Annotated in this window: 21 protein-coding genes and 5 tRNA genes; 23 read left to right on the top strand and 3 right to left on the bottom strand. The window is 61.6% G+C overall.

Going from position 1 to position 24,220, the window contains the following annotated elements:
• The first annotated feature begins 94 nt into the window (after positions 1-94).
• From DMX11_RS06005 to mgtE, 20 genes are all read left to right on the top strand, one after another.
• Complete coding sequence (locus tag DMX11_RS06005; protein ID WP_110743658.1) at positions 95-880, top strand: ABC transporter substrate-binding protein; 786 nt, start codon at positions 95-97, stop codon at positions 878-880.
• An 88-nt stretch (positions 881-968) separates the two neighbouring features.
• Positions 969-1,658 carry an ABC transporter permease gene (locus DMX11_RS06000; protein ID WP_003254523.1) on the top strand — a complete coding sequence of 230 codons (690 nt, stop codon included), beginning with the start codon at positions 969-971 and terminating at the stop codon, positions 1,656-1,658.
• A complete protein-coding gene (locus DMX11_RS05995; RefSeq protein WP_110743657.1) occupies positions 1,655-2,353 on the top strand; it encodes an ABC transporter permease in 699 nt (232 codons plus the stop codon). The genes DMX11_RS06000 and DMX11_RS05995 overlap by 4 nt, the downstream gene beginning before the upstream one ends.
• Before the next feature lie 22 nt (positions 2,354-2,375).
• Entirely contained in the window at positions 2,376-3,140 is a 765-nt protein-coding gene (locus DMX11_RS05990) for an ABC transporter ATP-binding protein (protein WP_016711851.1), read from the top strand.
• 98 nt (positions 3,141-3,238) lie between these two features.
• Positions 3,239-4,219: a transcriptional regulator ArgR gene (argR, locus tag DMX11_RS05985; protein ID WP_110743656.1), complete on the top strand. Its 981-nt coding sequence runs from the start codon at positions 3,239-3,241 to the stop codon at positions 4,217-4,219.
• A 308-nt stretch (positions 4,220-4,527) separates the two neighbouring features.
• Positions 4,528-5,748: an aspartate aminotransferase family protein gene (locus DMX11_RS05980; protein ID WP_110743655.1), complete on the top strand. Its 1,221-nt coding sequence runs from the start codon at positions 4,528-4,530 to the stop codon at positions 5,746-5,748.
• 135 nt (positions 5,749-5,883) lie between these two features.
• The gene (aruF, locus tag DMX11_RS05975; protein WP_110743654.1) at positions 5,884-6,903 is read left to right on the top strand and encodes an arginine/ornithine succinyltransferase subunit alpha; all 1,020 of its coding nucleotides are present in this window, start codon (positions 5,884-5,886) and stop codon (positions 6,901-6,903) included.
• A gap of 78 nt (positions 6,904-6,981) precedes the next feature.
• Positions 6,982-8,010, top strand: a complete 1,029-nt coding sequence (gene astA, locus DMX11_RS05970) for an arginine N-succinyltransferase (protein WP_110743653.1) — start codon at positions 6,982-6,984, stop codon at positions 8,008-8,010.
• Complete coding sequence (astD, locus tag DMX11_RS05965; protein ID WP_110743652.1) at positions 8,011-9,474, top strand: succinylglutamate-semialdehyde dehydrogenase; 1,464 nt, start codon at positions 8,011-8,013, stop codon at positions 9,472-9,474. It abuts the gene before it with no gap.
• 23 nt (positions 9,475-9,497) lie between these two features.
• A complete protein-coding gene (astB, locus tag DMX11_RS05960; protein ID WP_110743651.1) occupies positions 9,498-10,847 on the top strand; it encodes an N-succinylarginine dihydrolase in 1,350 nt (449 codons plus the stop codon).
• Between the two features lie 13 nt (positions 10,848-10,860).
• Entirely contained in the window at positions 10,861-11,151 is a 291-nt protein-coding gene (locus DMX11_RS05955) for a topoisomerase II (protein WP_110743650.1), read from the top strand.
• A gap of 10 nt (positions 11,152-11,161) precedes the next feature.
• Entirely contained in the window at positions 11,162-12,169 is a 1,008-nt protein-coding gene (gene astE / locus DMX11_RS05950; RefSeq protein ID WP_110743649.1) for a succinylglutamate desuccinylase, read from the top strand.
• A 305-nt stretch (positions 12,170-12,474) separates the two neighbouring features.
• On the top strand, positions 12,475-15,099 hold the full coding sequence (gene alaS, locus DMX11_RS05945) for an alanine--tRNA ligase (protein WP_146230340.1): 2,625 nt from the start codon (positions 12,475-12,477) through the stop codon (positions 15,097-15,099).
• A 102-nt stretch (positions 15,100-15,201) separates the two neighbouring features.
• Entirely contained in the window at positions 15,202-16,437 is a 1,236-nt protein-coding gene (locus tag DMX11_RS05940) for an aspartate kinase (RefSeq protein ID WP_110743647.1), read from the top strand.
• 167 nt (positions 16,438-16,604) lie between these two features.
• Complete coding sequence (gene csrA, locus DMX11_RS05935; protein ID WP_003254503.1) at positions 16,605-16,793, top strand: carbon storage regulator CsrA; 189 nt, start codon at positions 16,605-16,607, stop codon at positions 16,791-16,793.
• A 72-nt stretch (positions 16,794-16,865) separates the two neighbouring features.
• Positions 16,866-16,956, top strand: a tRNA-Ser gene (locus DMX11_RS05930).
• Between the two features lie 106 nt (positions 16,957-17,062).
• Positions 17,063-17,139 (top strand) — tRNA-Arg (locus DMX11_RS05925).
• A 71-nt stretch (positions 17,140-17,210) separates the two neighbouring features.
• Positions 17,211-17,287, top strand: a tRNA-Arg gene (locus DMX11_RS05920).
• Positions 17,288-17,360: 73 nt separating this feature from the next.
• Positions 17,361-17,437, top strand: a tRNA-Arg gene (locus DMX11_RS05915).
• A gap of 421 nt (positions 17,438-17,858) precedes the next feature.
• Complete coding sequence (gene mgtE / locus DMX11_RS05910; protein WP_110743646.1) at positions 17,859-19,301, top strand: magnesium transporter; 1,443 nt, start codon at positions 17,859-17,861, stop codon at positions 19,299-19,301.
• A 126-nt stretch (positions 19,302-19,427) separates the two neighbouring features.
• Here mgtE and DMX11_RS05905 read toward each other — a convergent pair whose 3' ends face one another.
• The gene (locus DMX11_RS05905) at positions 19,428-19,754 is read right to left on the bottom strand and encodes an Arc family DNA-binding protein (RefSeq protein ID WP_003254499.1); all 327 of its coding nucleotides are present in this window, start codon (positions 19,752-19,754) and stop codon (positions 19,428-19,430) included.
• Between the two features lie 345 nt (positions 19,755-20,099).
• Here DMX11_RS05905 and phnN point away from each other — a divergent pair, with 345 nt between their 5' ends.
• Together phnN and DMX11_RS05890 are read left to right on the top strand one after the other, a co-directional pair.
• The gene (phnN, locus tag DMX11_RS05895) at positions 20,100-20,693 is read left to right on the top strand and encodes a phosphonate metabolism protein/1,5-bisphosphokinase (PRPP-forming) PhnN (RefSeq protein WP_110743644.1); all 594 of its coding nucleotides are present in this window, start codon (positions 20,100-20,102) and stop codon (positions 20,691-20,693) included.
• 111 nt (positions 20,694-20,804) lie between these two features.
• A tRNA-Arg gene (locus DMX11_RS05890) sits at positions 20,805-20,881 on the top strand.
• A gap of 129 nt (positions 20,882-21,010) precedes the next feature.
• On the opposite strand, the gene DMX11_RS05885 is transcribed toward DMX11_RS05890, so the two are convergent.
• Positions 21,011-21,535 carry a hypothetical protein gene (locus DMX11_RS05885; RefSeq protein ID WP_110743643.1) on the bottom strand — a complete coding sequence of 175 codons (525 nt, stop codon included), beginning with the start codon at positions 21,533-21,535 and terminating at the stop codon, positions 21,011-21,013.
• Between the two features lie 215 nt (positions 21,536-21,750).
• On the opposite strand from DMX11_RS05885, the gene DMX11_RS05880 reads away from it, so the two are divergent.
• Entirely contained in the window at positions 21,751-22,749 is a 999-nt protein-coding gene (locus DMX11_RS05880; RefSeq protein ID WP_110743642.1) for a sensor domain-containing diguanylate cyclase, read from the top strand.
• Positions 22,750-22,838: 89 nt separating this feature from the next.
• Here DMX11_RS05880 and lpdA read toward each other — a convergent pair whose 3' ends face one another.
• Positions 22,839-24,218 (bottom strand): dihydrolipoyl dehydrogenase, encoded by a 1,380-nt coding sequence (gene lpdA, locus DMX11_RS05875; protein WP_110743641.1) that lies wholly within the window; start codon positions 24,216-24,218, stop codon positions 22,839-22,841.
• Positions 24,219-24,220 lie beyond the last annotated feature (2 nt).

Genomic DNA, 24,220 nt, shown 5'->3' with positions numbered 1-24,220 from the left:
CTTGGTCGAACCCTGCGCGGCTCGCGTTGTACTCATTCGCATATTGGGCAGCCGTTACCTGCCTTGTATTGCCCCGTACCGATGGAGTTACCTGATGAAGAAGCTTGCACTGCTTGGCGCCCTGGCGCTGTCCGTGTTTTCCCTGGTATCGCACGCCGATGAAAAGCCGCTGAAAATCGGCATCGAGGCTGCCTACCCACCCTTCGCCTTCAAGCAACCTGACGGCAGCATCGCCGGCTTCGACTACGACATCGGCAACGCCCTGTGCGAAGAGATGAAAGCCAAGTGCACTTGGGTCGAGCAGGAATTCGATGGCCTGATCCCGGCGCTGAAAGTGCGCAAGATCGACGCCATTCTGTCGTCCATGTCGATCACCGAAGACCGCAAGAAATCGGTCGACTTCACCAAGCGCTACTACCTGACCCCGGCACGCCTGGTGATGAAGGACGGCACCAGCGTCAGCGACAGCCTGGATGAACTCAAGGGCAAGAAGATCGGTGTGCAGCGCGGTTCGATCCACGACCGCTTCGCCAAGGAAGTGCTGGGTGCCAAGGGTGCCACCGTTGTTCCTTACGGTACTCAGAACGAAATCTACCTGGATGTGGCAGCCGGCCGCCTCGATGGCACCGTCGCTGACGCCACCTTGCTGGAAGACGGCTTCCTCAAGACCGACGCCGGCAAGGGCTTCGCCTTCGTAGGCCCGGCCTTCACCGACGCCAAGTACTTTGGTGACGGCATCGGCATTGCCGTGCGCAAAGGCGACAAGGCCAACGTCGATCGCATCAACGCGGCCATCGACGCCATCCGTGCCAACGGCAAGTACAAAGAAATCGAGAAGAAGTACTTCAACTTCGACATCTACGGTCCAGACTCGAACTAAGACGTCGGGTTTCACCTGTGCAATGGTGCAAACAGCAGAGGCTCTGAGGTTTGCACCATTTTTCATTCTCTAGGTCGAGGACCTCATCATGTTGAAAGGCTACGGGGCAGTCATCCTCGACGGGGCGTGGCTGACGCTGCAGCTCGCCCTGTCGTCGATGGCCCTGGCCATCGTGCTCGGCCTGATCGGTGTGGCGCTGCGCTTGTCGCCGGTGCGCTGGCTGGCCTGGCTGGGCGACCTGTATTCCACGGTGATCCGTGGCATTCCGGACCTGGTCCTGATCCTGCTGATCTTCTACGGCGGGCAAGACATCATCAACCGGGTGGCACCGCTGCTCGGCTACGAAGACTACATTGACCTGAACCCACTGATCGCGGGCATCGGTACCCTGGGCTTCATCTTTGGCGCCTACCTGTCGGAAACCTTCCGTGGCGCTTTCCTGGGCATCCCCAAGGGCCAGGCCGAAGCCGGCGTGGCCTATGGCATGAGCCCGCGGCAGGTGTTCTTCCGCATCCAGGTGCCGCAAATGATTCGCCTGGCGATTCCGGGGTTCACCAACAACTGGCTGGTACTGACCAAGGCCACTGCGTTGATCTCGGTCGTCGGCCTGCAGGACATGATGTTCAAGGCCAAGCAGGCGGCCGACGCCACCCGCGAGCCTTTCACCTTCTTCCTGGCTGTGGCGGCGCTGTACCTGGTGCTGACCAGTGTCTCGTTGCTGGCGCTGAAGTATCTGGAGCGCCGCTACTCGGTGGGCGTCAAGGTGGCTGAACTATGATTTTCGACTACAACGTCGTCTGGGAGGCGCTGCCGCTGTACTTCGGCGGCCTGCTGACCACCCTCAAGCTGCTGGCGATTTCGCTGTTTTTCGGCCTGTTGGCGGCCATACCGCTGGGCCTGATGCGGGTGTCCAAGCAGCCGCTGGTCAACATGACCGCATGGCTGTACACCTACGTGATTCGCGGTACGCCAATGCTGGTGCAGCTGTTCCTGATCTACTATGGCCTGGCCCAGTTCGAGGCTGTGCGGGCAAGCGTATTCTGGCCGCTGCTGTCCAGCGCCACCTTCTGCGCTTGCCTGGCGTTCGGCATCAACACCAGTGCCTACACCGCCGAGATCATTGCCGGCAGCCTGAAGGCCACGCCGCACGGCGAAATCGAGGCGGCCAAGGCCATGGGCATGTCGCGCATGAAGATGTACCGCCGCATCTTGCTGCCATCGGCCCTGCGCCGGGCGCTGCCGCAGTACAGCAACGAAGTGATCATGATGCTGCAGACCACCAGCCTGGCGTCGATCGTTACCCTGATCGACATCACCGGTGCAGCGCGCACGGTCAATGCCCAGTACTACCTGCCTTTCGAGGCCTATATCACGGCGGGCGTGTTCTACCTGTGCCTGACCTTCATCCTGGTGCGCCTGTTCAAGATGGCCGAACGCCGCTGGCTCGGCTACCTGGCGCCGCGCAAGCACTGACCGCTTTGTGAGAATCGACAGCATGTACAAACTCGAAGTCCAAGACCTGCACAAGCGCTATGGCAGCCACGAAGTGCTCAAGGGCGTGTCGCTGGCGGCCAAGGCCGGCGACGTCATCAGCATCATCGGCTCCAGTGGTTCGGGCAAGTCGACCTTCCTGCGCTGCATCAACCTGCTGGAGCAGCCGCACGCCGGCAAGATCCTGCTCAACAACGAAGAACTGAAGCTGGTCGCCGGCAAGGACGGCGCGCTGAAGGCTGCCGACCCGCGCCAGCTGCAGCGTATGCGCTCGCGTCTGTCGATGGTGTTCCAGCACTTCAACCTGTGGTCGCACATGACTGCACTTGAAAACATCATCGAAGCGCCGGTGCATGTCCTGGGCGTGAACAAGAAGGAAGCCCTGGAAAAGGCCGAGCATTACCTGGCCAAGGTGGGTGTTGCCCATCGCAAGGATGCCTTCCCGGGGCACATGTCCGGTGGTGAGCAACAACGTGTGGCAATTGCCCGTGCGCTGGCCATGGAGCCGGAGGTCATGCTGTTCGACGAGCCGACCTCGGCGCTCGACCCGGAGCTGGTCGGCGATGTGCTGAAGGTGATGCAGGCGTTGGCGCAGGAAGGTCGAACCATGGTCGTGGTCACCCACGAAATGGGTTTTGCCCGCGAGGTGTCCAACCAGTTGGTGTTCCTGCACAAGGGCCTGGTGGAAGAAACCGGCTGCCCGCGCGAAGTACTGGCCAACCCGCAGTCGGAGCGCTTGAAGCAGTTCCTTTCGGGCAGCCTGAAGTAAAAGCTGCATTTTTGCACCAGAATAGGGCATGCTGCGCGGCGAGCGCAGCCTGACCCGGCGCACAGACTCGAACGACCTCAGGTTTCGGACCGTACCCTATGAGCACCCAGCGAATCGGTTTTCTCATCTGGCCCAGCACCAGGCCTTTGACCCTGGCGCTGGCCGAGGAGGTGTTGCAGGTGGCGCAGCGGGTGCATCCGGATGTCGTCTACGAAATGGCCTTCCTGCAGGCCGAGCCTGCGCAGGAAGGTGCCTGGCGTTTGCCGGGCGAGCCGTGGAACGGCCGCCTGGAGGGTTACCACAAATTGTTCCTGCTGGCTGACGAGCCGCCTGTGGCGGTGGGTGCTGCATTGTCGGCGGCGCTCAAGCAGCTGGCACGCAGTGGCTGCATGATCGGCGGGCTGTCTGCCGGGGTGTATCCGCTGGCGATGCTGGGCCTGCTCGACGGTTATCGGGCGGCCGTGCATTGGCGCTGGCAGGATGACTTTGCCGAGCGCTTCCCCAAGGTCATCGCCACCAGTCACCTGTTTGACTGGGATCGTGACCGCCCGACGGCTTGCGGCGGCATGGCCGTGACCGACCTGCTGTTGGCAGTGCTGGCGCGCGACCATGGCGCGGAGCTGGCCGGTGCGGTGTCGGAGGAGCTGGTTGTCGAGCGTATCCGCGAAGGCGGCGAGCGCCAGCGCATTCCGCTGCAGAATCGCCTGGGCTCCAGCCATCCCAAGCTGACCCAGGCGGTGTTGCTGATGGAAGCCAACATCGAAGAGCCGCTGACCACCGACGAAATTGCCCAGCACGTGTGCGTTTCGCGCCGGCAGCTGGAGCGCATCTTCAAGCAGTACCTGAACCGCGTGCCTAGTCAGTACTACCTGGAGCTGCGGCTGAACAAGGCGCGTCAGATGCTGATGCAGACCAGCAAATCGATCATCCAGATTGGCTTGTCCTGTGGTTTCTCCTCGGGGCCGCATTTCTCCAGTGCGTATCGCAATTTCTTTGGTGCGACGCCGCGGGAAGACCGTAATCAGCGACGCAGCAGCAGCCCGTTTGAGTTGAGCTCGGCGCCGGCTGAAAAAGGCTGAGCTTTCGGGAGGGCGGAAATCGAGCGCCACGCGGGCGGCGCTCGATATGCGGCACAACACAAAAACAACGCCTCACACCCGCGACCCTCTCCACTTTGCCTGTGAACACCCGTTCACCCAGCTCCCGCTCTCCCGTACACTGCGCGATTGCGACAGTGTTTGTCGCATTGCCGAAAGCCTTGTCAAAACTGGGTTTTGCGCTGTAACAAGTTGTCGCTTGGCCGCAAGGACAGGCGCGGATCAGTCCTTACAATCCCCCCATCGCTCGCCACTTCCAGGCCAGCGTTCCTCTTCAGGAGACTCATCAGATGTCCGTTGAGCAAGCCCCGGTGCAACGTGCCGATTTCGACCAGGTCATGGTCCCCAATTATTCTCCGGCGGCCTTCATTCCTGTGCGAGGCGAGGGTTCCCGTGTCTGGGACCAGTCGGGTCGCGAGCTGATCGACTTTGCCGGCGGCATCGCGGTGAATGCATTGGGCCACTGCCACCCGGCACTGGTCAAGGCCCTGACCGAGCAGGCCAACACCCTCTGGCACGTCTCCAACGTATTCACCAACGAGCCGGCCCTGCGCCTGGCGCACAAGCTGGTGGACGCCACCTTTGCCGACCGTGCGTTCTTCTGCAACTCCGGTGCCGAGTCCAACGAGGCCGCCTTCAAGCTGGCCCGTCGCGTTGCCCATGACCGCTTCGGCCCGGAAAAGCACGAAATCATCGCCACCGTGAACAGCTTCCACGGCCGTACCCTGTTTACCGTCAGTGTCGGCGGCCAGCCGAAGTACTCCGATGGTTTCGGCCCGAAGATCACTGGCATCAGCCACGTGCCCTACAACGACCTGGAAGCGCTGAAGGCACAGATTTCCGACAAGACCTGCGCCGTGGTGATCGAGCCGATCCAGGGCGAAAGCGGCGTGGTGCCGGCCGACAAGGCCTACCTGGAAGGCGCGCGCAAGCTGTGTGACGAGCACAACGCCCTGCTGATCTTCGACGAAGTGCAGACCGGCGTAGGCCGTACCGGCTCGCTGTATGCCTACCAGCACTTCGGCGTGACCCCGGACATCCTGACCAGCGCCAAGAGCCTGGGCGGTGGTTTCCCGATCGGCGCCATGCTGACCACCAGCGAGCTGGCCAAGCACCTGGCTGTCGGTACCCACGGCACCACCTACGGCGGCAACCCACTGGGCTGCGCCGTTGCTTGCGCGGTACTGGACGTGGTCAACACCCCTGAAACCCTGGCTGGCATCAAGGCCAAGCACGCGCGTTTCAAAACCCGCCTGGAGCAGATCGGCCAGAAGTACAGCCTGTTCAGCCAAGTGCGCGGCGTTGGCCTGCTGCTGGGCTGCGTGCTGACCGAAGCCTGGCAGGGCAAGGCCAAGGACGTACTCAATGCCGCCGAAAAGGAAGGCGTGATGGTGCTGCAGGCCGGCCCGGACGTGGTTCGCTTCGCGCCAAGCCTGGTAGTGGAAGATGCCGATATCGATGAAGGCCTGGACCGCTTCGAGCGCGCCGTGGCTACCCTGACCCAAGGCTGATACGCCTGCGGTCCCTTCGCCGGCTCCGGCCAGGGTTGTGCCGGGCCGGCGATACCCGATTCCAGTGCAGGTACCCGTGTGCCTGCCGTTTTTCCGTGCCGCCATGAGCGGCCCGTATTCCAAAGGAGTGACACCATGCTGGTGATGCGCCCCGCGCAAATGGCTGATCTGAACGAAGTGCAGCGCATGGCTGCAGACAGCCCCATTGGTGTCACCTCGCTGCCGGACGACACCGCTCGGCTGGGCGACAAGATTGCCGCCTCCGAGACTTCCTTCGCCGCAGAGGTCAGCTTCAACGGTGAAGAAAGCTACTTCTTCGTGCTCGAAGACAGCGAGACCGGCAAGCTTGCCGGCTGCTCGGCCATCGTCGCTTCGGCCGGCTACTCCGAGCCGTTCTACAGCTTTCGTAACGAGACCTTCGTGCATGCCTCGCGCGAGCTGAAAATCCACAACAAGATTCACGTGCTGTCGCTGTGTCATGACCTCACCGGCAATAGCCTGCTGACCAGCTTCTATGTGTTGCCGGAGCTGGTGAACAGCGGCTGGGCGGAGCTCAACTCGCGCGGTCGCCTGCTGTTCATGGCGGCACACCCGGAGCGCTTCGCCGACTCGGTAGTGACCGAGATCGTCGGCTACAGCGACGAGCAAGGCGAATCACCGTTCTGGGATGCCATCGGGCGCAACTTCTTCGACCTCAACTATGCCCATGCCGAGCACCTGTGCGGCCTGAAGAGCCGTACCTTCCTCGCCGAACTGATGCCGCACTACCCGATCTATGTGCCGCTGCTGCCTGACCTGGCGCAGGAAGCCATGGGCCAGGTGCACCCGCGGGCGCAGATCACCTTCGACATCCTCATGCGTGAAGGCTTCGAAACCGAACACTACATCGACATCTTCGACGGCGGCCCGACCTTGCATGCGCGCACCTCGGGCATTCGCTCGATCGCCCAGAGCCGGGTGGTGCCGGTGAAGATCGAAGAGGCGCCGGCCAAGGGCGGGCGCCCTTACCTGGTGTGCAACGGCCAGCTGCAGGACTACCGCGCGGTATTGCTGGACCTCGACTGGGTGCCGGGCAAGCCGGTCAGCCTGAGCGTGGCTGCAGCCGAAGCGCTGGGCGTGGGCGAGGGCGCCAGTGTGCGCCTGGTGGCGGTCTGAGGTCTGGCAACAGACGTTTCGGGATTGATGCGTTAGCAGAGTTTCGCGCCGGCCGATGCCGCCGCACAAGGAGATAGCATGATCGTTCGTCCTGTACGCAGCAGCGATTTGCCTGCGTTGATCGAATTGGCACGCAGCACTGGTACTACCGGGCTGACCACGCTGCCGGCCAACGAAGAGCGCCTGCGGCATCGCGTTGGCTGGGCGGAAAAGAGCTTCCGCGGCGAAGCCGAGCGTGGCGACACCGACTACCTGTTCGTGCTGGAAAACGACGAGGGCATGGTGGTGGGTATCAGTGCCATTGCCGGTGCCGTCGGCCTGCGCGAGCCTTGGTACAACTACCGCGTCGGCCTTACCGTCAGTGCTTCGCAGGAGCTGAAGATCTACCGCGAAATCCCCACGCTGTTCCTGGCCAACGACCTGACCGGCAACTCCGAGCTGTGCTCGCTGTTCCTGCGCAGCGACTACCGCTCCGGGCTCAACGGGCGCCTGCTGTCGCGTGCGCGCATGCTGTTCATCGCCGAGTTCCCCGAGCTGTTCGGCAAGAAGATCATCGCCGAAATGCGCGGTATGTCCGATGAGCAGGGCCGCTCGCCGTTCTGGGAAAGCCTGGGCCGACACTTCTTCAAGATGGAGTTCAGCCAGGCCGACTACCTTACCGGCGTGGGTAACAAGTCGTTCATCGCCGAGCTGATGCCCAAGTTCCCGTTGTATACCTGCTTCCTGTCCGAGGCCGCGCGCAATGTGATAGGTCGTGTGCACAAGGATACTGAGCCGGCGCTGGCCATGCTCAAGCAGGAAGGTTTCAACTACCAGGGCTACGTCGACATCTTTGACGCCGGCCCCGCCATCGAATGCGACACCGCCAGGATCCGCGCGGTGCGCGAGAGCCAGACCCTGGTACTGGCGGTCGGAACGCCGGGCGATGACGCTACCCCCTACATCATTCATAACCGCAAACGCGACGACTGCCGCATTACCGCTGCACCCGCGCGGCTGGCCGCCGGCACGCTGGTGGTCGACCCGCTGACTGCCAAGCGCCTGCGTATGGGCGCCGGCGACAATGTGCGCGCCGTGCCGCTGTCGGCTAGCCGGGAGGCCCAGTAAATGAGCACGCATTACATCGCAGGCAATTGGCAGGCTGGCCAAGGCGAAACCCTGCAGTCGCTGAACCCGGTGACCCAGGCCGTGATCTGGCAAGGGCAGGGCGCAGATGCCAGCCAGGTGGACGCCGCCGTCCAGGCTGCGCGTCAGGCCTTCCCGGCGTGGGCGCAATTGAGCCTTGAGGCACGTATCGATGTCCTGGAGAAATTCGCCGCGCAGTTGAAGGTGCATGCCGAAGCCATGGCCCAGTGCATTGGCGAGGAAACCGGCAAGCCGCTATGGGAGTCGGCGACCGAAGTCACCAGCATGATCAACAAGGTGGCCATCTCGGTACAAAGCTATCGTGAGCGCACGGGTGAGAAAAGTGGCCCCCTGGCTGACGCCACGGCGGTGCTGCGGCACAAGCCGCACGGCGTGGTGGCGGTGTTCGGGCCCTACAACTTCCCTGGCCATTTGCCCAACGGCCACATCGTGCCGGCGTTGCTGGCCGGTAACTGCGTGGTGTTCAAGCCCAGCGAGCTGACCCCCAAGGTTGCCGAACTCACCGTCAACTGCTGGATCGCCGCCGGCCTGCCGCCGGGTGTGCTCAACCTGCTGCAAGGCGGGCGTGAAACCGGCGTGGCGCTGGCCGCCAACCCGGGTATCGATGGGTTGTTCTTCACCGGCTCCAGCCGCACCGGTAACCTGCTGCACCAGCAGTTCGCCGGGCGCCCGGACAAGATCCTCGCCCTGGAAATGGGCGGCAACAACCCGTTGGTGGTCGATGAGGTCAAGGACGTCGATGCGGCGGTGTACACCATTATCCAGTCAGCGTTCATTTCCGCCGGCCAGCGCTGCACCTGCGCGCGGCGCCTGCTGGTCCCGCAAGGTACCTGGGGTGATGCGCTGATCACCCGCCTGGTCGAGGTGTGCAAAACCATCACCGTGGGGGCATTCGATGAACAGCCGGCGCCGTTCATGGGCTCGGTGATTTCGCTGCAGGCGGCCCGGGCACTGATGGCGGCCCAGGCTGAACTGGCTGCCAAGGGGGCGGTGAAACTGCTGGAAATGACCCAGCCGCACGCCGATGCCGCGCTGCTGACCCCGGGTATTGTCGATGTCACCGCGGTGGTTGAGCGCCCGGACGAAGAGTTCTTCGGCCCGCTGCTGCAAGTGATCCGCTACGCCGACTTCGACGCCGCCATCGATGAGGCCAACAACACCCAGTATGGCCTGGCCGCCGGGCTCTTGTCCGACTCGCGCGCCCGCTACCAGTACTTCTGGCTGCGCAGCCGTGCCGGCATCGTCAACTGGAACAAGCAGCTGACCGGCGCCGCCAGCACTGCGCCGTTCGGTGGCGTCGGTGCCAGTGGCAACCACCGTGCCAGTGCCTATTACGCGGCTGACTACTGCGCTTACCCCGTGGCTTCGCTGGAGGCCGCCAGCCTTGCCTTGCCGGCGACCCTGACGCCGGGCGTCACCCTATAACAACAGGTCACGGAGCCTAGCCGATGAAATCCTATGAAGTGAATTTTGATGGCCTGGTGGGGCCTACCCACAACTACGGCGGCCTGTCCTATGGCAACGTGGCTTCACAGAGCAACAGCCAGCAGGGGTCCAACCCGCGAGAAGCCGCGCGCCAAGGGCTGGCGAAGATGAAGGCGCTGGCCGACATGGGCTTCAAGCAGGGCGTACTGGCGCCGCAGGAGCGCCCGGACGTGGCCGCGCTGCGCCGCCTGGGCTTCAGTGGCAGCGATGCCGAAGTGATCCAGCGTGCTGCCAGGGATGCCATGCCGTTGCTGGTGGCCAGTTGCTCGGCATCAAGCATGTGGGTGGCCAACGCCGCCACGGTCAGCCCCAGCGCCGACACGGCCGATGGCCGCGTGCACTTCACTGCCGCCAACCTCAACTGCAAGTACCACCGCAGCATCGAGCACCCGACCACCAGCCGCGTGCTCGGCGCCATGTTCAACCATGAGCAACACTTTGCCCACCATGCAGCGCTGCCTGCCGTGGCACAGTTCGGTGACGAGGGCGCTGCCAACCACACGCGCTTCTGCCGCGACTATGGCGAAGCTGGCGTGGAGTTTTTCGTCTATGGCCGCAGTGCCTTCGACAACCGTTACCCGGCACCGCAGAAATACCCGGCCCGGCAAACCCTGGAGGCCTCGCAAGCCGTGGCCCGGTTGCATGGGTTGAGCGATGACGGTGTGGTCTACGCTCAACAGAATCCGGGGGTGATTGACCAGGGTGTATTCCACAATGACGTAATTGCGGTCGGGAACGGTGAGGTGCTGTTCTACCACGAGGACGCGTTCCTCGAGACCGACGCGGTACTCGGCCAGCTGCAAGCTAAACTGGCCAGCAAGGGTGGCAACTTTCAGGCCATCTGCGTGCCCCGGGCGGCGGTGACGGTAGAGGACGCGGTGCGTTCCTACCTGTTCAACAGCCAGCTGCTCAGCCGTGATGACGGCTCCATGCTGCTGGTGGTGCCGGAAGAATGCCGCAACAACGAGCGGGTCTGGGCCTATCTCGGCCAGCTGACCAGCCAGGGCGGCCCGGTGAAGGAGGTCAAGGTGTTCGACCTCAAGCAAAGCATGCAGAACGGCGGTGGCCCGGCTTGCCTGCGTTTGCGTGTGGCATTGAAGGAAACGGAACTGGCGGCGGTCAACCAAGGCGTTATCATGACCGCCCCGCTGTACGACACCCTGTTGCAGTGGGTCGACACGCACTATCGCGACCGCCTCGTCGAGGCGGACCTGGCCGACCCGCAATTGCTGCTGGAATGCCGTACGGCACTGGACGAATTGACCCAGATCCTGAAGTTGGGCTCGGTGTACCCGTTCCAACGCCAACCTTGAAGAGAGAATTGTAATGACCGACGCCCTGCGCCTGATCCTCGAAGATGAAGACGGCACCCAGCTGGAAACCTCCTGCACCCGGTTCGCCGTGGTGTGGCAAGGCAAGGAAGTGTGGATTCAGCAGGACGGCCGTGGCCAGTTGCTGATCGGCGTGGATGTCGAGGAAGACGACACCGAGTACGCCAACTTGCTGCTGCGCCCGATGGCCACCAACCTGGTCAGCCTGCAGCTGGAAATGGAGCCGGCTGAAGTCGCTGAAGACGACGATCACGTCCATGGCCCCGACTGCGGCCATACACACTAAGGAAGTCCCTATGCTCGCCCTTGGCAAATTGCTTGAGCTGACCCTCACCGATCACGAACCGGCCGAGAAGACCCAAGTGACCCCCAAGGGTGCGCGTTTGCGCTGGCTGGGAGAGGGCGCGCTCGAAGTGCGCCCGGCCGAAATCGATGATTGCGGGCTGGACTTGCTGTTGTCGGCCGGCATCCATGGCAATGAAACGGCACCGATCGAATTGCTCGAACGGCTGCTGCACGGCGTGGCCAATGGCAAGATAAAGCCCAAGGCGCGGGTGTTGTTCCTGTTCGGCAATCCACCGGCAATCCGCAAGGGCGAGCGCTTCATCGAGCAGGATATCAACCGCCTGTTCAACGGCCGGCATGAGCTGTCCAGCGGGTTTGAAGCATTGCGTGCTGCCGAGCTGGAGCAATTCGCCCGGGTATTTTTCAGCAAGCCGGGGCGCAGTCGCCTCCATTACGACCTGCACACTGCCATTCGGGGTTCAAAGATCGAGCAGTTCGCCTTGTACCCTTATAAGGAAGGGCGCAAGCATTCCCGCCGCGAGCTGGCACGGCTGGCGGCAGCGGGCATGGAAGCCGTGTTGCTGCAGAGCAAGTCGTCCATCACCTTCAGTGCATTCACCTACGAGCAGCTGGAAGCAGAAGCCTTCACCCTGGAGCTGGGCAAAGCACGCCCGTTCGGCCAGAACGAGCAGGTCAACCTCGACAAGCTCGAAGAGCGGCTTGTCCGCATCATCGAGCATACCGAGCCAGAGGATGAGGGCTCGCTGGATGGTCTGCAGCTGTTCAGTGTCGCCCGCGAGATCATCAAGCACAGCGACAGTTTCCACCTGCACCTGCCGGCGGACATCGAGAACTTCTCCGAACTGAGCAAGGGCTACCTGTTGGCTGAGGACCTGGCCGAGATGCGTTGGGTGGTCGAGGAGGAGGGCGCGCGCATCATCTTCCCCAACCCCAAGGTCAGGAACGGTCTGCGCGCCGGCATCCTGATCGTACCGGACTCTGGGCAGCGGCTGGGCTGAGGCGGGGGTCACCCGCTTCGCGGGGGGTGCAGTTTCGGATCCTATCCATGATGAAAACCTTTTAATTCACCGCCTGTTCCATTTTCCCTCCCCATAAGCGGTAATTGGCTTGCCAGTGGCGAAACACAGGATTTAGCATCCGGTCATGTCGTTTTCGTTTGCATAGCCCGAAAAACCGTCCAAACGATGGTTTCAATCGTATAAACACACTGCATCGAGACTGCAGGACCGATATAATGCGGCCCTTTGCCGTCGTTTCGTCGACGCGTTTGCCCAACAGGGCCGCCGTTTCCGTGGAAGAACCTATGAAAAGCGCAGAAATCCGTGAAGCCTTCCTTCGCTTCTTCGAAGAGCAGGGCCATACCCGAGTCGCCTCCAGTTCGCTGATCCCGAACAACGACCCGACCCTGCTGTTCACCAACGCAGGCATGAACCAGTTCAAGGACTGCTTCCTCGGTGCAGAGAAGCGTGCCTACACCCGTGCGGTCAGCAGCCAGAAGTGCGTGCGCGCGGGCGGTAAGCACAACGACCTGGAAAACGTCGGTTACACCGCGCGTCACCACACCTTCTTCGAAATGCTGGGCAACTTCAGCTTCGGCGACTATTTCAAGCGCGACGCCATCACGTTCGCCTGGACCTTCCTGACCTCGGACAAATGGCTGAACCTGCCCAAGGAAAAGCTCTGGGTCACCGTCTACGCCACTGATGACGAAGCCTACGACATCTGGACCAAGGAAGTTGGCGTGCCAGCCGAGCGCATGGTGCGCATTGGCGACAACAAGGGCGCGCCGTACGCTTCCGACAACTTCTGGACCATGGGCGATACCGGCCCTTGCGGCCCTTGCACCGAGATCTTCTACGACCACGGTGCGGATATCTGGGGCGGCCCACCCGGCTCGCCAGAAGAAGACGGTGACCGCTACATCGAGATCTGGAACAACGTCTTCATGCAGTTCAACCGCACCGCCGACGGCGTGCTGCACCCGCTGCCAGCGCCGTCGGTGGATACCGGCATGGGGCTGGAGCGCGTCAGCGCCGTGCTGCAGCACGTGCACTCGAACTACGAGATCGACCTGTTCCAGAACCTGCTGGCTGCCGCAGCCAAGGCCATCGGTTGCAGCAATGACGGCCAGGCCTCGCTGAAAGTGGTCGCCGACCACATCCGTTCGTGCGGCTTCCTGATTGCCGACGGCGTGCTGCCGTCCAACGAAGGCCGCGGGTACGTACTGCGCCGCATCATTCGCCGCGCATGCCGCCACGGCAACAAGCTGGGCGCCAAGGGTAGCTTCTTCTACCAGATCGTTGCGGCCCTGGTCGCCGAAATGGGCGAAGCCTTCCCGGAGCTGAAGAGCCAGCAGGCGCACATCGAGCGCGTGCTCAAAGCCGAAGAAGAGCAGTTCGCCAAGACCCTGGAGCAAGGCCTGCGCATCCTCGAGCAGGACCTGGCCCAGTTGCAGGGCGACGTGGTACCGGGCGACGTGGTGTTCAAGCTGTATGACACCTACGGCTTCCCGATGGACCTGACTGCCGACATCGCCCGTGAGCGCGAGCTGACCATCGACGAAGCCGGCTTCGAGCGTGAAATGGACGCCCAGCGTGAGCGTGCCCGTTCCGCCAGCGCCTTCGGCATGGACTACAACAGCCTGGTCAAGGTCGACAGCGCTACCGAGTTCCTCGGTTACGACGCCACTGAGGGGCAGGGCAAGATCATCGCCCTGTACAAGGACGGCCAGTCCGTTGACCAGCTGGGTGAAGGCGAGCAGGGCGTTGTGGTGCTCGACCGTACCCCGTTCTACGCCGAGTCCGGTGGCCAGGTCGGTGATAGTGGTTTCCTGCAGGCGGGTGCTGCACGCTTTGACGTGCGTGATACCACCAAGACCGGCGGCGCCTTCCTGCACCACGGCGTGGTGGCCAGCGGTGCGCTGCTGATCGGTTCGCCAGTCGAGGCCAAGGTCGATGCCGACGTTCAGCACGCCACCTCGTTGAATCACTCCGCCACCCACCTGTTGCACGAAGCATTGCGCCAGGTGCTGGGCGAGCACGTACAGCAGAAGGGTTCTCTGGTCGACAGCCAGCGCCTGCGTTTCGACTTCAGCCACTTCGAAGCGGTGAAGCCGGAGCAGATCAAGCAGCTGGAAGACATCGTCAACCGCGAGATTCGCAAGAACACCCCGGTTGAAACCGAGCTGACCGACATCGAAACCGCCAAGGCCAAGGGCGCCATGGCGCTGTTTGGCGAGAAGTACGGCGACACTGTGCGTGTGCTGAGCATGGGCGGCGATTTCTCGGTCGAGCTGTGCGGCGGTATCCACGCCAAGCGCACCGGTGACATCAGCCTGTTCAAGATCATCAGCGAAGGCGGCGTAGCGTCTGGTGTGCGCCGTATCGAAGCGGTTACCGGTGCTGCTGCGCTGGCCTACCTGAACGCTGCCGAAGAGCAGGTCAAGGAAGCCGCGCAACTGGTCAAGGGTAACCGCGACAACCTGATCGACAAGCTGTCGGCTGTGCTCGAGCGCAACCGCCAGCTGGAGAAGCAGCTGGAACAGCTGCAGGCCAAAGCCGCCAGCGCCGCCGGGGATGATCTCTCCAACGCGGCCGTTGAGGTCAAGGGTGCCAAGGTCCTCGCCGCCCGCCTGGATGGGCAGGATGGCAAGGCCCTGCTGGCCCTGGTCGATCAGCTGAAGAACAAGCTCGGCCACGCAGTGATCCTGCTGGGCAGCGAGCATGAGGGCAAGGTCGTGCTGGTGGCCGGCGTGACCAAGGACCTCTCCAGCCAACTCAAGGCTGGCGATCTGATGAAGCAAGCCGCTGCGGCGGTGGGTGGCAAGGGTGGTGGCCGTCCGGACATGGCCCAGGGTGGCGGCGTCGACGTCGCTGCACTGGACCAGGCCCTGGCGCTGGCCGTGCCATTCGCAGAGCAGGGACTTTGAGATGAAGGGGTGGAGGGGCTAGTGGCCACACAGGCCACTCCCGCCCACCCCTTCATGTTGGATTGTTTTTTGGGGCCCTGTATGGGCTGAGGCACCATTGAAATGGCGTTGATCGTACAGAAATTTGGCGGCACCTCTGTCGGTTCCATCGAGCGGATCGAGCAGGTAGCCGAAAAGGTCAAGAAACACCGTGAAGCGGGCGACGATCTGGTAGTTGTGCTGTCGGCCATGAGCGGTGAAACCAATCGCCTGATCGACCTGGCCAAGCAGATCACCGATCAGCCGGTTCCGCGTGAGCTGGACGTGATCGTGTCGACCGGTGAGCAGGTCACCATCGCCCTGCTGACCATGGCCTTGATCAAGCGTGGTGTGCCAGCGGTGTCCTACACCGGCAACCAGGTGCGCATTCTCACCGACAGCGCGCACAACAAGGCGCGCATCCTGCAAATCGACGACCAGAAGATTCGCGCCGACCTCAAGGAAGGCCGCGTGGTCGTGGTTGCAGGCTTCCAGGGTGTGGACGAGCACGGCAGCATCACCACCTTGGGCCGCGGCGGCTCCGACACCACCGGCGTGGCTCTGGCGGCGGCGCTGAAGGCCGATGAGTGCCAGATCTACACCGATGTCGATGGCGTCTACACCACCGACCCGCGTGTTGTGCCACAGGCCCGTCGCCTGGAAAAGATCACCTTTGAAGAGATGCTGGAAATGGCCAGCCTCGGCTCCAAGGTGCTACAGATCCGTTCGGTGGAGTTCGCCGGCAAGTACAACGTTCCGCTGCGCGTGCTGCACAGCTTCAAGGAGGGTCCAGGTACCCTCATTACCATTGATGAAGAGGAATCCATGGAACAGCCGATCATTTCCGGTATCGCCTTCAACCGTGATGAAGCCAAGCTGACCATTCGCGGCGTGCCGGACACCCCGGGCGTGGCCTTCAAGATCCTCGGCCCGATCAGTGCTTCGAACATCGAAGTGGACATGATCGTGCAGAACGTTGCTCACGATAACACCACCGACTTCACCTTCACCGTACACCGCAACGAGTACGAGAAGGCGCAGAGCGTGTTGGAAAACACCGCCCGCGAAATCGGTGCCCGTGAAGTGATCGGCGACACCAAGATCGCCAAGGTCTCGATCGTTGGCGTTGGCATGCGTTCGCACGCCGGTGTTGCCAGCTGCATGTTCGAAGCCCTGGCCAAGGAGAGCATCAACATCCAGATGATCTCCACTTCCGAGATCAAGGTTTCGGTGGTGCTCGAAGAGAAGTACCTGGAGCTGGCCGTTCGCGCGCTGCACACCGCGTTCGACCTCGACGCCCCGGCCCGACAGGGCGAGTAAGGCGCTGCCCTTGAAGGGCGCGGCCGGTGCCGCGCCCTTCGTGTTTCTGCGCGCCGTACAGGCCCTGTCCTGCACTGTGCGGCGCGTAACCGGGCCACGTCGTCGTCCGCGACCGGCCCTGATACCCCAGACTGTTACCCCTGAATGTTTTGCGTAAGGAGAAAGCTATGTTGATTCTGACTCGTCGGTGCGCCGAGAGCCTGATCATTGGAGACGGCGAGATCACCGTGACGGTGCTCGGCGTAAAGGGCAACCAGGTGCGTATTGGCGTCAGCGCCCCGAAAGAAGTGGCTGTTCACCGCGAGGAAATCTACCTGCGGATCAAGAAAGAGAAGGATGAAGAGCCAAGCCTTTAATTTTTTTGAAGTTTTTTTCAAAAAAAGGGTTGCAAAGGTGAAAGAGGTTCTTTAATATTCGCCTCGTGTTGCGGTGAGGTGGCCGAGTGGCCGAAGGCGCTCCCCTGCTAAGGGAGTATACCTCATAAGGGTATCGGGGGTTCGAATCCCCCCTTCACCGCCATTATTTGCGTAGGGCGCTGCAAACGGTAGGAACGCTAAGTAGTTGTTTTATAACGAAAAGCTTCTTGCAAAAATGTTTCAGCGACCTATAATGCGCGGCAAGACACGGACTCATAGCTCAGCTGGATAGAGTACTCGGCTACGAACCGAGCGGTCGCAGGTTCGAATCCTGCTGAGTCCGCCACTTTTGAAGTGGCTTTGTTTGCAAGGCTGCTTCAATCAACCAGCGGTATCTGGTCTAAAACTGCCAATCGCGGACTCATAGCTCAGCTGGATAGAGTACTCGGCTACGAACCGAGCGGTCGCAGGTTCGAATCCTGCTGAGTCCGCCACTTTCTTGAAGTGGTTCTGCTTGCAAAGCCATTTCAGTAAGCCAGTGGTAACCTGGTCTAAAACTACCATCACGGACTCATAGCTCAGCTGGATAGAGTACTCGGCTACGAACCGAGCGGTCGCAGGTTCGAATCCTGCTGAGTCCGCCATACCCCATCAAGAAGCCCGCTCGATTGAGCGGGCTTCTTGTTTTTCTGCGCCACAGAATTGTTGGCCGTATCGATCTAAGCTCTCCTGTAATAAGTGTGGCGTAGCTTGGGCGCGCAGCAGTCCTGAATTTGCCATGGCGCCACACATCCCGAAATTAAATGTGCTTTCCCAAGCAGAACAACCGTCGCACTGATAGCTTCACGCGTTGTCCCAGCTTTATCGCGCAAACGATTGTTCTGGCCAAAAATTTAAGCGATCTGACAGCTTTAGCAGTGTATGATTGCGCCCGTCAGCCCCGCCGGGGCTTGTGGAAAACCACCATGGACTTACCCAGTAGTTACTCGCTAACAAGATTCGTACAGAAAGATCTGACCGATTGATTCTCCCGGCGTGCTCCGCTGCTGGGAGTGGAGTTCGCCTATGACTGAAGTAGAAGTAAAAAAAGCGCAAGACAGCCTGCAGGATCGCCTGGCCCAGGTGATCGAACTGCTGCAGCGCCAGCGCGTGGTCGAAGACCTTACCCATCGTCAGGAAGGCGCGCACAACGACCTGGTGGAAAATCTGGTCCACCGCCAGAACCTCGTCGAGCTGCAGCGCAAGCTTGATGACCTGCACCCTGCCGACATCGCCTATATCCTCGAAGCCTTGCCCCTGGAAGATCGCCTGACGGTCTGGCAGCTGGTGCGCTCGGATCGCGATGGCGACATCTTGCTCGAAGTGTCCGACTCTGTCCGCCAATCGCTGATCGCCGACATGGACGATCACGAGCTGTTGGCTGCCGCCAAGGAAATGGACGCCGACGAGCTGGCCGACCTGGCCCCTGAGCTGCCGCGTGATGTTGTTCACGAGCTGATGGAAACCCTCGATGCCCAGCAACGCGAACGTGTGCGTTCGGCGCTGAGCTACGACGAGGAACAGGTCGGTGCGCTGATGGACTTCGAGATGGTCACCATCCGCGAAGACGTGAGCCTGGAAGTGGTACTGCGCTACCTGCGCCGCCTGAAAGAGTTGCCCAACCACACTGACAAACTGTTCGTGGTCGATTACGACGGCATCCTCAAGGGGGTATTGCCGATCAAGCGCCTGCTGGTCAACGACCCGGAGAAGAAGGTGGCGGAGGTCATGGCAACTGACCCCGTGTCCTTCCAGCCCGAGGAAGATGCCTACGATGCAGCCCAAGCCTTTGAACGTTACGACCTGGTCTCGGCCCCTGTAGTCGACAAGGGCGAGCGCCTGATTGGCCGTTTGACCATTGACGAAATGGTCGACCTGATTCGTGAGGAAAGCGAAAGCGAAGTCCTCAACATGGCCGGTCTGCGCGAGGAAGAAGACATCTTCGCTTCGGTCTGGCGCTCGTTCCGCAACCGTTGGGCTTGGCTTGCGATCAACCTGATTACCGCCTTTTTGGCTTCGCGGGTGATCGGTGTGTTCGAGGGCTCGATTGAAAAACTGGTGGCATTGGCTGCATTGATGCCGATCGTGGCTGGTATTGGTGGGAACTCGGGTAACCAGACCATCACCATGATCGTCCGTGCCATGGCGCTTGACCAGGTGTCGCCGGGCAACACCAGCCGCCTGATGCGCAAGGAGTTGGCGGTTTCGCTGATCAATGGCCTGGTATGGGGTGGGGTGATTGGTGCGGTGGCGTTCTGGCTATACGGCAGCTGGTCACTGGGGGTAGTGATGACTGCCGCGATGACCCTGAACCTGTTGCTGGCGGCGCTGATGGGTGTGCTTATCCCGATGACCCTGGCCCGTCTGGGGCGCGATCCGGCAATGGGGGCGAGTGTGATGATCACCGCTGTGACTGACAGCGGCGGTTTCTTCATCTTCCTCGGGCTTGCTACGTTGTTCCTGCTGTAGCCTGTTTGTCGCCGTTGCAAGGCGTTTGCACTGCATCAAGGGCGTGCCTCGGTGCAGTAGCTGCAGCAACCGGCCACCCATAAAAAAAGCCAGCTTGCGCTGGCTTTTTTGCGTCCGCTGCAACCTTCAGGAAGCGTCGGCGGCCATTTCCACATCGTGAGCGATGAGGGCGACCAGGGCGTTCTGCTGGCGGTGGGAAAGCTGGCGGAAGCGTTGCAGCAACTCGCGCTCATGCAGGGACAGCTCTGGGCTGTCAAGGCGCATGCTCAGCTCGTCACCCAGCGCGCCTTCCTGGATAAGGCTCTGCTCCAGGCGTGCGATGATTTCGGAGTTCATGCTGCGGTGATGGTTGCGCGCTACCTCGGCAATGCGCTCACGCATCCCGTCTGGCAGGCGGACGACAAACTTGTCAGCGGTGCGGCTCGAATAAATAGCCTGTTTCATTGGGCGCATATAAATTGACCGGATTTTGGTTCAGGGGAAGCGGTTCTCAAATTGGCCGCACGGGGTGGAAGTACGACCGTGGCGACGACAAAATGTTCAACCGTCAGTGAAAAATGGATGTTCATCTTGCCTCATGGTCGCCGTTTCCTTGGCGTCAATTCTGTGACAAATAGTGAGCCGGATAAAGGCTTTATGCCAGTACCAATTATCAGAAATGAGTACTGGTTTGAAAAGTTTTACATGATCCGGCTTACCTCACTGTCAGACTTTTGCCGTCAAAAACTGGTAAAACGCAGCAAAAGGCTTGGAAAACCCCTAAAATGCGCCGGTTTCCCTCCATAGAGCATAGTGGCTATGCAACATGACGCAAGCGACCGCCGATCAGGGACAGGGCGGCTGGTATTTCTGATAGGACCGTCGGGTTCGGGGAAAGATTCCCTGATCGAAGCTTCACGTGAGCGGCTGATAGCGGCCGGGGTGTTCATTGCCCGCCGCGTCATTACCCGTTCAGCCGAAGCCAAGGGTGAAGATGCGCATGGCGTCACTGCCGAACAGTTCCAGGCCCTGCTTGCACAGGGTGCATTTGCCATGCACTGGCAGGCCAATGGTCTGGACTACGGCATTCCGCAGCAGATCGATCAGTGGCTGGGGTCAGGCAGGGCAGTGCTGGTGAATGGCTCGCGGGCCTATCTGGCAGAGGCGCGCCGGCGCTATCCGGACCTGCTGGCAGTGCTGGTCGAGGTCCAACCCGAGATACTGCGCGAGCGCTTGCTGGCGCGTGGACGCGAAAGTGCAGAAGAAGTGGAGCAGCGCTTGGCTCGTAGCGCACGCTTGCAGGCTGCGGCCGACCCCTCCGTGCATGTGCTCGACAACTCCAGCACCTTGGATGATGCTGTCTCGGGGTTGTTCCGATTGCTGCGCGAACAGGGCGTTTTGCCTGCCGCGTAGCAGTGGCAGAAAAGGATTACGCGAAAAAGCCCGGCGCAGACATGACAAACGGCAATGGGCTGGTTAACATGCTTGCCGTCCCGCTTCGCAGCGCTCGCTGCAGGTGCTTGCGTCTCAGTAGCTCAATTGGATAGAGCATCCCCCTCCTAAGGGGAAGGTTGCAGGTTCAATTCCTGCCTGGGACGCCATTTCATATCTCCCCTACTTGCTTGTCCCATCCTTGGGGCGCGCGTTGGTCTTGATCGTCAGCCGGTGCTCAGGCGCGACCCTTCAACACAGCCCATCCCGCTGCAGTAGCATACGTAGCCACCAGGGCCCTACACCTGGCTGTCTTCATCCTCCTGGGGGGCCTGGGTTGTGGCCTGGGTATCGATCTTCGCCAGGGTCTCGGCCTCGATGTCGTCCTTCATACGCTGGGCAATCTGCTTGTCCACCAGTTCTTTCTTCTCTGGTGGCATGGCGTTGTACTCGTCTTCGGTCAGGCCCAGTTCACGCAGCAGTTTTTCCTTGATCATTTCGGCAGGTGACCTGGACATGAGGTCGTGAAAATCCTGCCTGGCGCTGCTGGTTTGTTCCGTGTTGGCATTCTCGGGCTGGCCAACGCTGGTGCCGGGGCTGTGCAGCTGCAGCTGCAGCTTGAGCTTGGCAAAGGCTTCCTCACGTGCGTCCGCCGCATCCTGCTGGGAAGTACTGCTCTGGCCGCCCTGTTGCGCCGTGGCGGTACTGGCCGGCACTGGCGGGCCAAACTGTGGCATATAGGCCGCCGCCGGGTCAGTGTCGGTGGTGCGCTGTTGCGGGTGGACCGTAGCCTGCCAGCCGAAACCGTTGAGGGTAATGGTCATGAAATCCTCCTTGGAAATGTGAGTGCCAAGAGAGACCGGCAAATGCCGTGCCAGGCGGTGCTGCACAAAAATAGGGCGCTGGAGCTATTCCGGTCGTCTTGCCGTGGGCATATGCTTGCCCGTCAGAGGCAGGATCTTGCCGCCTGCGGCTAATTACACATTGTCGGCAGCCCCTTGGGTGGGCGCGCAGTTGCTGGGCATCAGGGAGAGGGTTCATGAATCAGGAAACCCGGCCGGCACCCGCCGGCTTCAGTGAGCAGCAGCTGCGCACCTTGTTCGAGTTGATCAGTGATGGCATCTGGGACTGGAACGCCAACACCGGCTACGTCTACCGCAACCCCGGCTGGTACGCCATGCTTGGCTATTCCAGCCACTCAATGGCCAACACTGTCTTCACTTGGGAGAGTGTCATTCACCCTGAGGACTACCCGCGGGTGATGGCGCATTTCGAGGCCTACATTGGCCAGCGCAATGAACGTTACCTCATCGAATACCGGTGCCGTTGCCAGGATGGCAGTTACCTGTGGATCGAAGACAGCGGCCACATCATCGACCGTAATGCAGACGGCTCGGTAGCGCGCATGCTCGGTGCCCACCGCAACATCGACGCCGGCAAGCGCCTGGTGGCGCAGCTGGAGCAGAAAAACCAGTCGCTGGAGTGCCAGGTGGCGGAACGCACCCGTGAGCTGTCCTGGGTGAACCAGCAGTTACAGCGGCAGCTTGACGAAAACCGCGAGCTGGCCGAGCGCGATGCCTTGACCCATGTTGCCAACCGCTATCGGCTGGAGAAGGTGTTGCAGCGGGAGTGCGAACGCGCGCAGCGCTTCCGCCAGCCGCTGTCGCTGATCGCGATGGATATGGATGATTTCAAGCCTATCAACGACCGTTACGGTCACGCCCGTGGCGATACAGCATTGGTAGGCGTGGCGCAAACGCTAGGTAGCTGCCTGCGCGATCTGGACCTGCTGGCGCGTTGGGGGGGTGACGAGTTTGTCATCGTGCTGCCGCAGACCGCGCTGGGCGAGGCGCTGGATGTAGCGGGGCGGTTGCGCCAGGTAATGGCGCAGCTGGAGCCGGTGGGGGAGTGCCGGCTGACCATGAGCTACGGCGTGGTGCAGAGGCAGGACGGAGAGGATCAACCTGCGCTGTTGGCACGGGCAGACAAGGCGCTGTACCGGGCCAAGGGCAACGGCAAGAACGCCATAGCCGAGTAGTACCCGGTCATTGTGGAGCGGCCTGAATGAAAAAAGACCCGCGGCGCCTCACGGCGCAGCGGGCCAAATCGGCCTTGGCCGCTTCAGTGTCAGATATGCAGGGCGTGGCCCAGGGCGCGCAGTGCCGCTTCCTGTACCGCCTCACCCAGTGTCGGGTGGGCATGGATGGTACCGGCCACATCTTCAAGGCATGCGCCCATCTCCAGCGACTGGGCAAACGCGGTGGACAGCTCGGAGACCGCCACGCCAACTGCCTGCCAACCCACGATCAGGTGGTTGTCACGGCGCGCCACCACCCGCACGAAACCGCTTTTCGACTCCAGGCTCATGGCCCGGCCATTGGCGGCAAACGGGAACTGCGCGACGATGCAGTCCAGGCCTTGCTGGCTGGCCTGCTCCGGGGTCTTGCCGACCACCACCACTTCCGGGTCGGTAAAGCAGACGGCGGCGATCGCTGCCGGCTCGAAGCGTCGGGCCTTGCCGGCGATGATTTCGGCCACCATTTCGCCCTGGGCCATGGCCCGGTGCGCCAGCATCGGTTCGCCAGCGACGTCGCCGATGGCCCACACGTTGTGCATGCTGGTGTGACAGCGCTCGTCGATGGCAATGGCGGCGCCGTTCATCTTCAGGTCCAGGCATTCCAGGTTGAAGCCTTTGGTGCGTGGTCGGCGGCCCACGGCCACCAGCACCTGGTCGGCCTCCAGGCGCAGTTGCCCACCCTTGCCGTCGCTGGCCAACAGGCAGCCATTTTCGTAGCCCTCGACGCTGTGGCCCAGGTGCAAAGCGATGCCCAGCTTCTTCAGCGACTCGGCCACCGGCGCGGTCAGCTCGCTGTCGTAGGTCGGCAGGATGCGCTCGCGCGCTTCCACCACACTGACCTGTGCACCCAACTTGCGGTAGGCAATGCCCAGCTCCAGGCCGATATAGCCGCCGCCGACCACCACCAGGTGTTGCGGCAGGGTTTTTGGTGCCAGGGCTTCGGTAGAGGAAATCACCGGCCCGCCCAGCGGCAGCATCGGCAGTTCGACACTGCTGGAACCGGTCGCCAGCAACAGATGCTCGCACTGAATACGCTGGCCATCGACCTCGACCTGCTTGCCGTCCAGTACCTTGGCCCAGCCATGCACCACTTTCACTCCGTGCTTTTTCAGCAGTGCTGCAACACCTGTGGTCAGGCGGTCGACAATGCCGTCCTTCCAGGCGACGCTCTGGCTGATGTCCAGGCGCGGTGACGCCACGCTGATGCCCAGCGGCGAGGGCTCGGTAAAACGTGAAGCCTGGTGGAATTGCTCGGCCACGTGGATCAGCGCCTTGGAGGGGATGCAGCCGATGTTCAGGCAAGTGCCGCCCAGTGCCTGGCCTTCCACCAGTACGGTAGGAATGCCCAGTTGCCCGGCGCGAATGGCTGCTACATAGCCGCCTGGGCCACCGCCGATGATCAGCAGGGTAGTCTGGATAATCTGTTGCATGC

It is taken from the genome of Pseudomonas sp. LB-090624 (assembly GCF_003205205.1).
GTDB lineage: Bacteria > Pseudomonadota > Gammaproteobacteria > Pseudomonadales > Pseudomonadaceae > Aquipseudomonas.
The sequence above is the reverse complement of the archived record's forward strand: the minus strand, read 5'-3'. Positions and strand labels throughout refer to the sequence as shown.

Excerpts from the sequence above, each read along its gene's own strand:
- DMX11_RS06005 (WP_110743658.1), top strand. The coding sequence starts at position 95 with ATGAAGAAGCTTGCACTGCTTGGCGCCCTGGCGCTGTCCGTGTTTTCC.
- DMX11_RS06000 (WP_003254523.1), top strand. The coding sequence starts at position 969 with ATGTTGAAAGGCTACGGGGCAGTCATCCTCGACGGGGCGTGGCTGACG.
- DMX11_RS05995 (WP_110743657.1), top strand. The coding sequence starts at position 1,655 with ATGATTTTCGACTACAACGTCGTCTGGGAGGCGCTGCCGCTGTACTTC.
- DMX11_RS05990 (WP_016711851.1), top strand. The coding sequence starts at position 2,376 with ATGTACAAACTCGAAGTCCAAGACCTGCACAAGCGCTATGGCAGCCAC.
- argR (WP_110743656.1), top strand. The coding sequence starts at position 3,239 with ATGAGCACCCAGCGAATCGGTTTTCTCATCTGGCCCAGCACCAGGCCT.
- DMX11_RS05980 (WP_110743655.1), top strand. The coding sequence starts at position 4,528 with ATGTCCGTTGAGCAAGCCCCGGTGCAACGTGCCGATTTCGACCAGGTC.
- aruF (WP_110743654.1), top strand. The coding sequence starts at position 5,884 with ATGCTGGTGATGCGCCCCGCGCAAATGGCTGATCTGAACGAAGTGCAG.
- astA (WP_110743653.1), top strand. The coding sequence starts at position 6,982 with ATGATCGTTCGTCCTGTACGCAGCAGCGATTTGCCTGCGTTGATCGAA.
- astD (WP_110743652.1), top strand. The coding sequence starts at position 8,011 with ATGAGCACGCATTACATCGCAGGCAATTGGCAGGCTGGCCAAGGCGAA.
- astB (WP_110743651.1), top strand. The coding sequence starts at position 9,498 with ATGAAATCCTATGAAGTGAATTTTGATGGCCTGGTGGGGCCTACCCAC.
- DMX11_RS05955 (WP_110743650.1), top strand. The coding sequence starts at position 10,861 with ATGACCGACGCCCTGCGCCTGATCCTCGAAGATGAAGACGGCACCCAG.
- astE (WP_110743649.1), top strand. The coding sequence starts at position 11,162 with ATGCTCGCCCTTGGCAAATTGCTTGAGCTGACCCTCACCGATCACGAA.
- alaS (WP_146230340.1), top strand. The coding sequence starts at position 12,475 with ATGAAAAGCGCAGAAATCCGTGAAGCCTTCCTTCGCTTCTTCGAAGAG.
- DMX11_RS05940 (WP_110743647.1), top strand. The coding sequence starts at position 15,202 with ATGGCGTTGATCGTACAGAAATTTGGCGGCACCTCTGTCGGTTCCATC.
- csrA (WP_003254503.1), top strand. The coding sequence starts at position 16,605 with ATGTTGATTCTGACTCGTCGGTGCGCCGAGAGCCTGATCATTGGAGAC.
- mgtE (WP_110743646.1), top strand. The coding sequence starts at position 17,859 with ATGACTGAAGTAGAAGTAAAAAAAGCGCAAGACAGCCTGCAGGATCGC.
- DMX11_RS05905 (WP_003254499.1), bottom strand. The coding sequence starts at position 19,754 with ATGCGCCCAATGAAACAGGCTATTTATTCGAGCCGCACCGCTGACAAG.
- phnN (WP_110743644.1), top strand. The coding sequence starts at position 20,100 with ATGCAACATGACGCAAGCGACCGCCGATCAGGGACAGGGCGGCTGGTA.
- DMX11_RS05885 (WP_110743643.1), bottom strand. The coding sequence starts at position 21,535 with ATGACCATTACCCTCAACGGTTTCGGCTGGCAGGCTACGGTCCACCCG.
- DMX11_RS05880 (WP_110743642.1), top strand. The coding sequence starts at position 21,751 with ATGAATCAGGAAACCCGGCCGGCACCCGCCGGCTTCAGTGAGCAGCAG.
- lpdA (WP_110743641.1), bottom strand. The coding sequence starts at position 24,218 with ATGCAACAGATTATCCAGACTACCCTGCTGATCATCGGCGGTGGCCCA.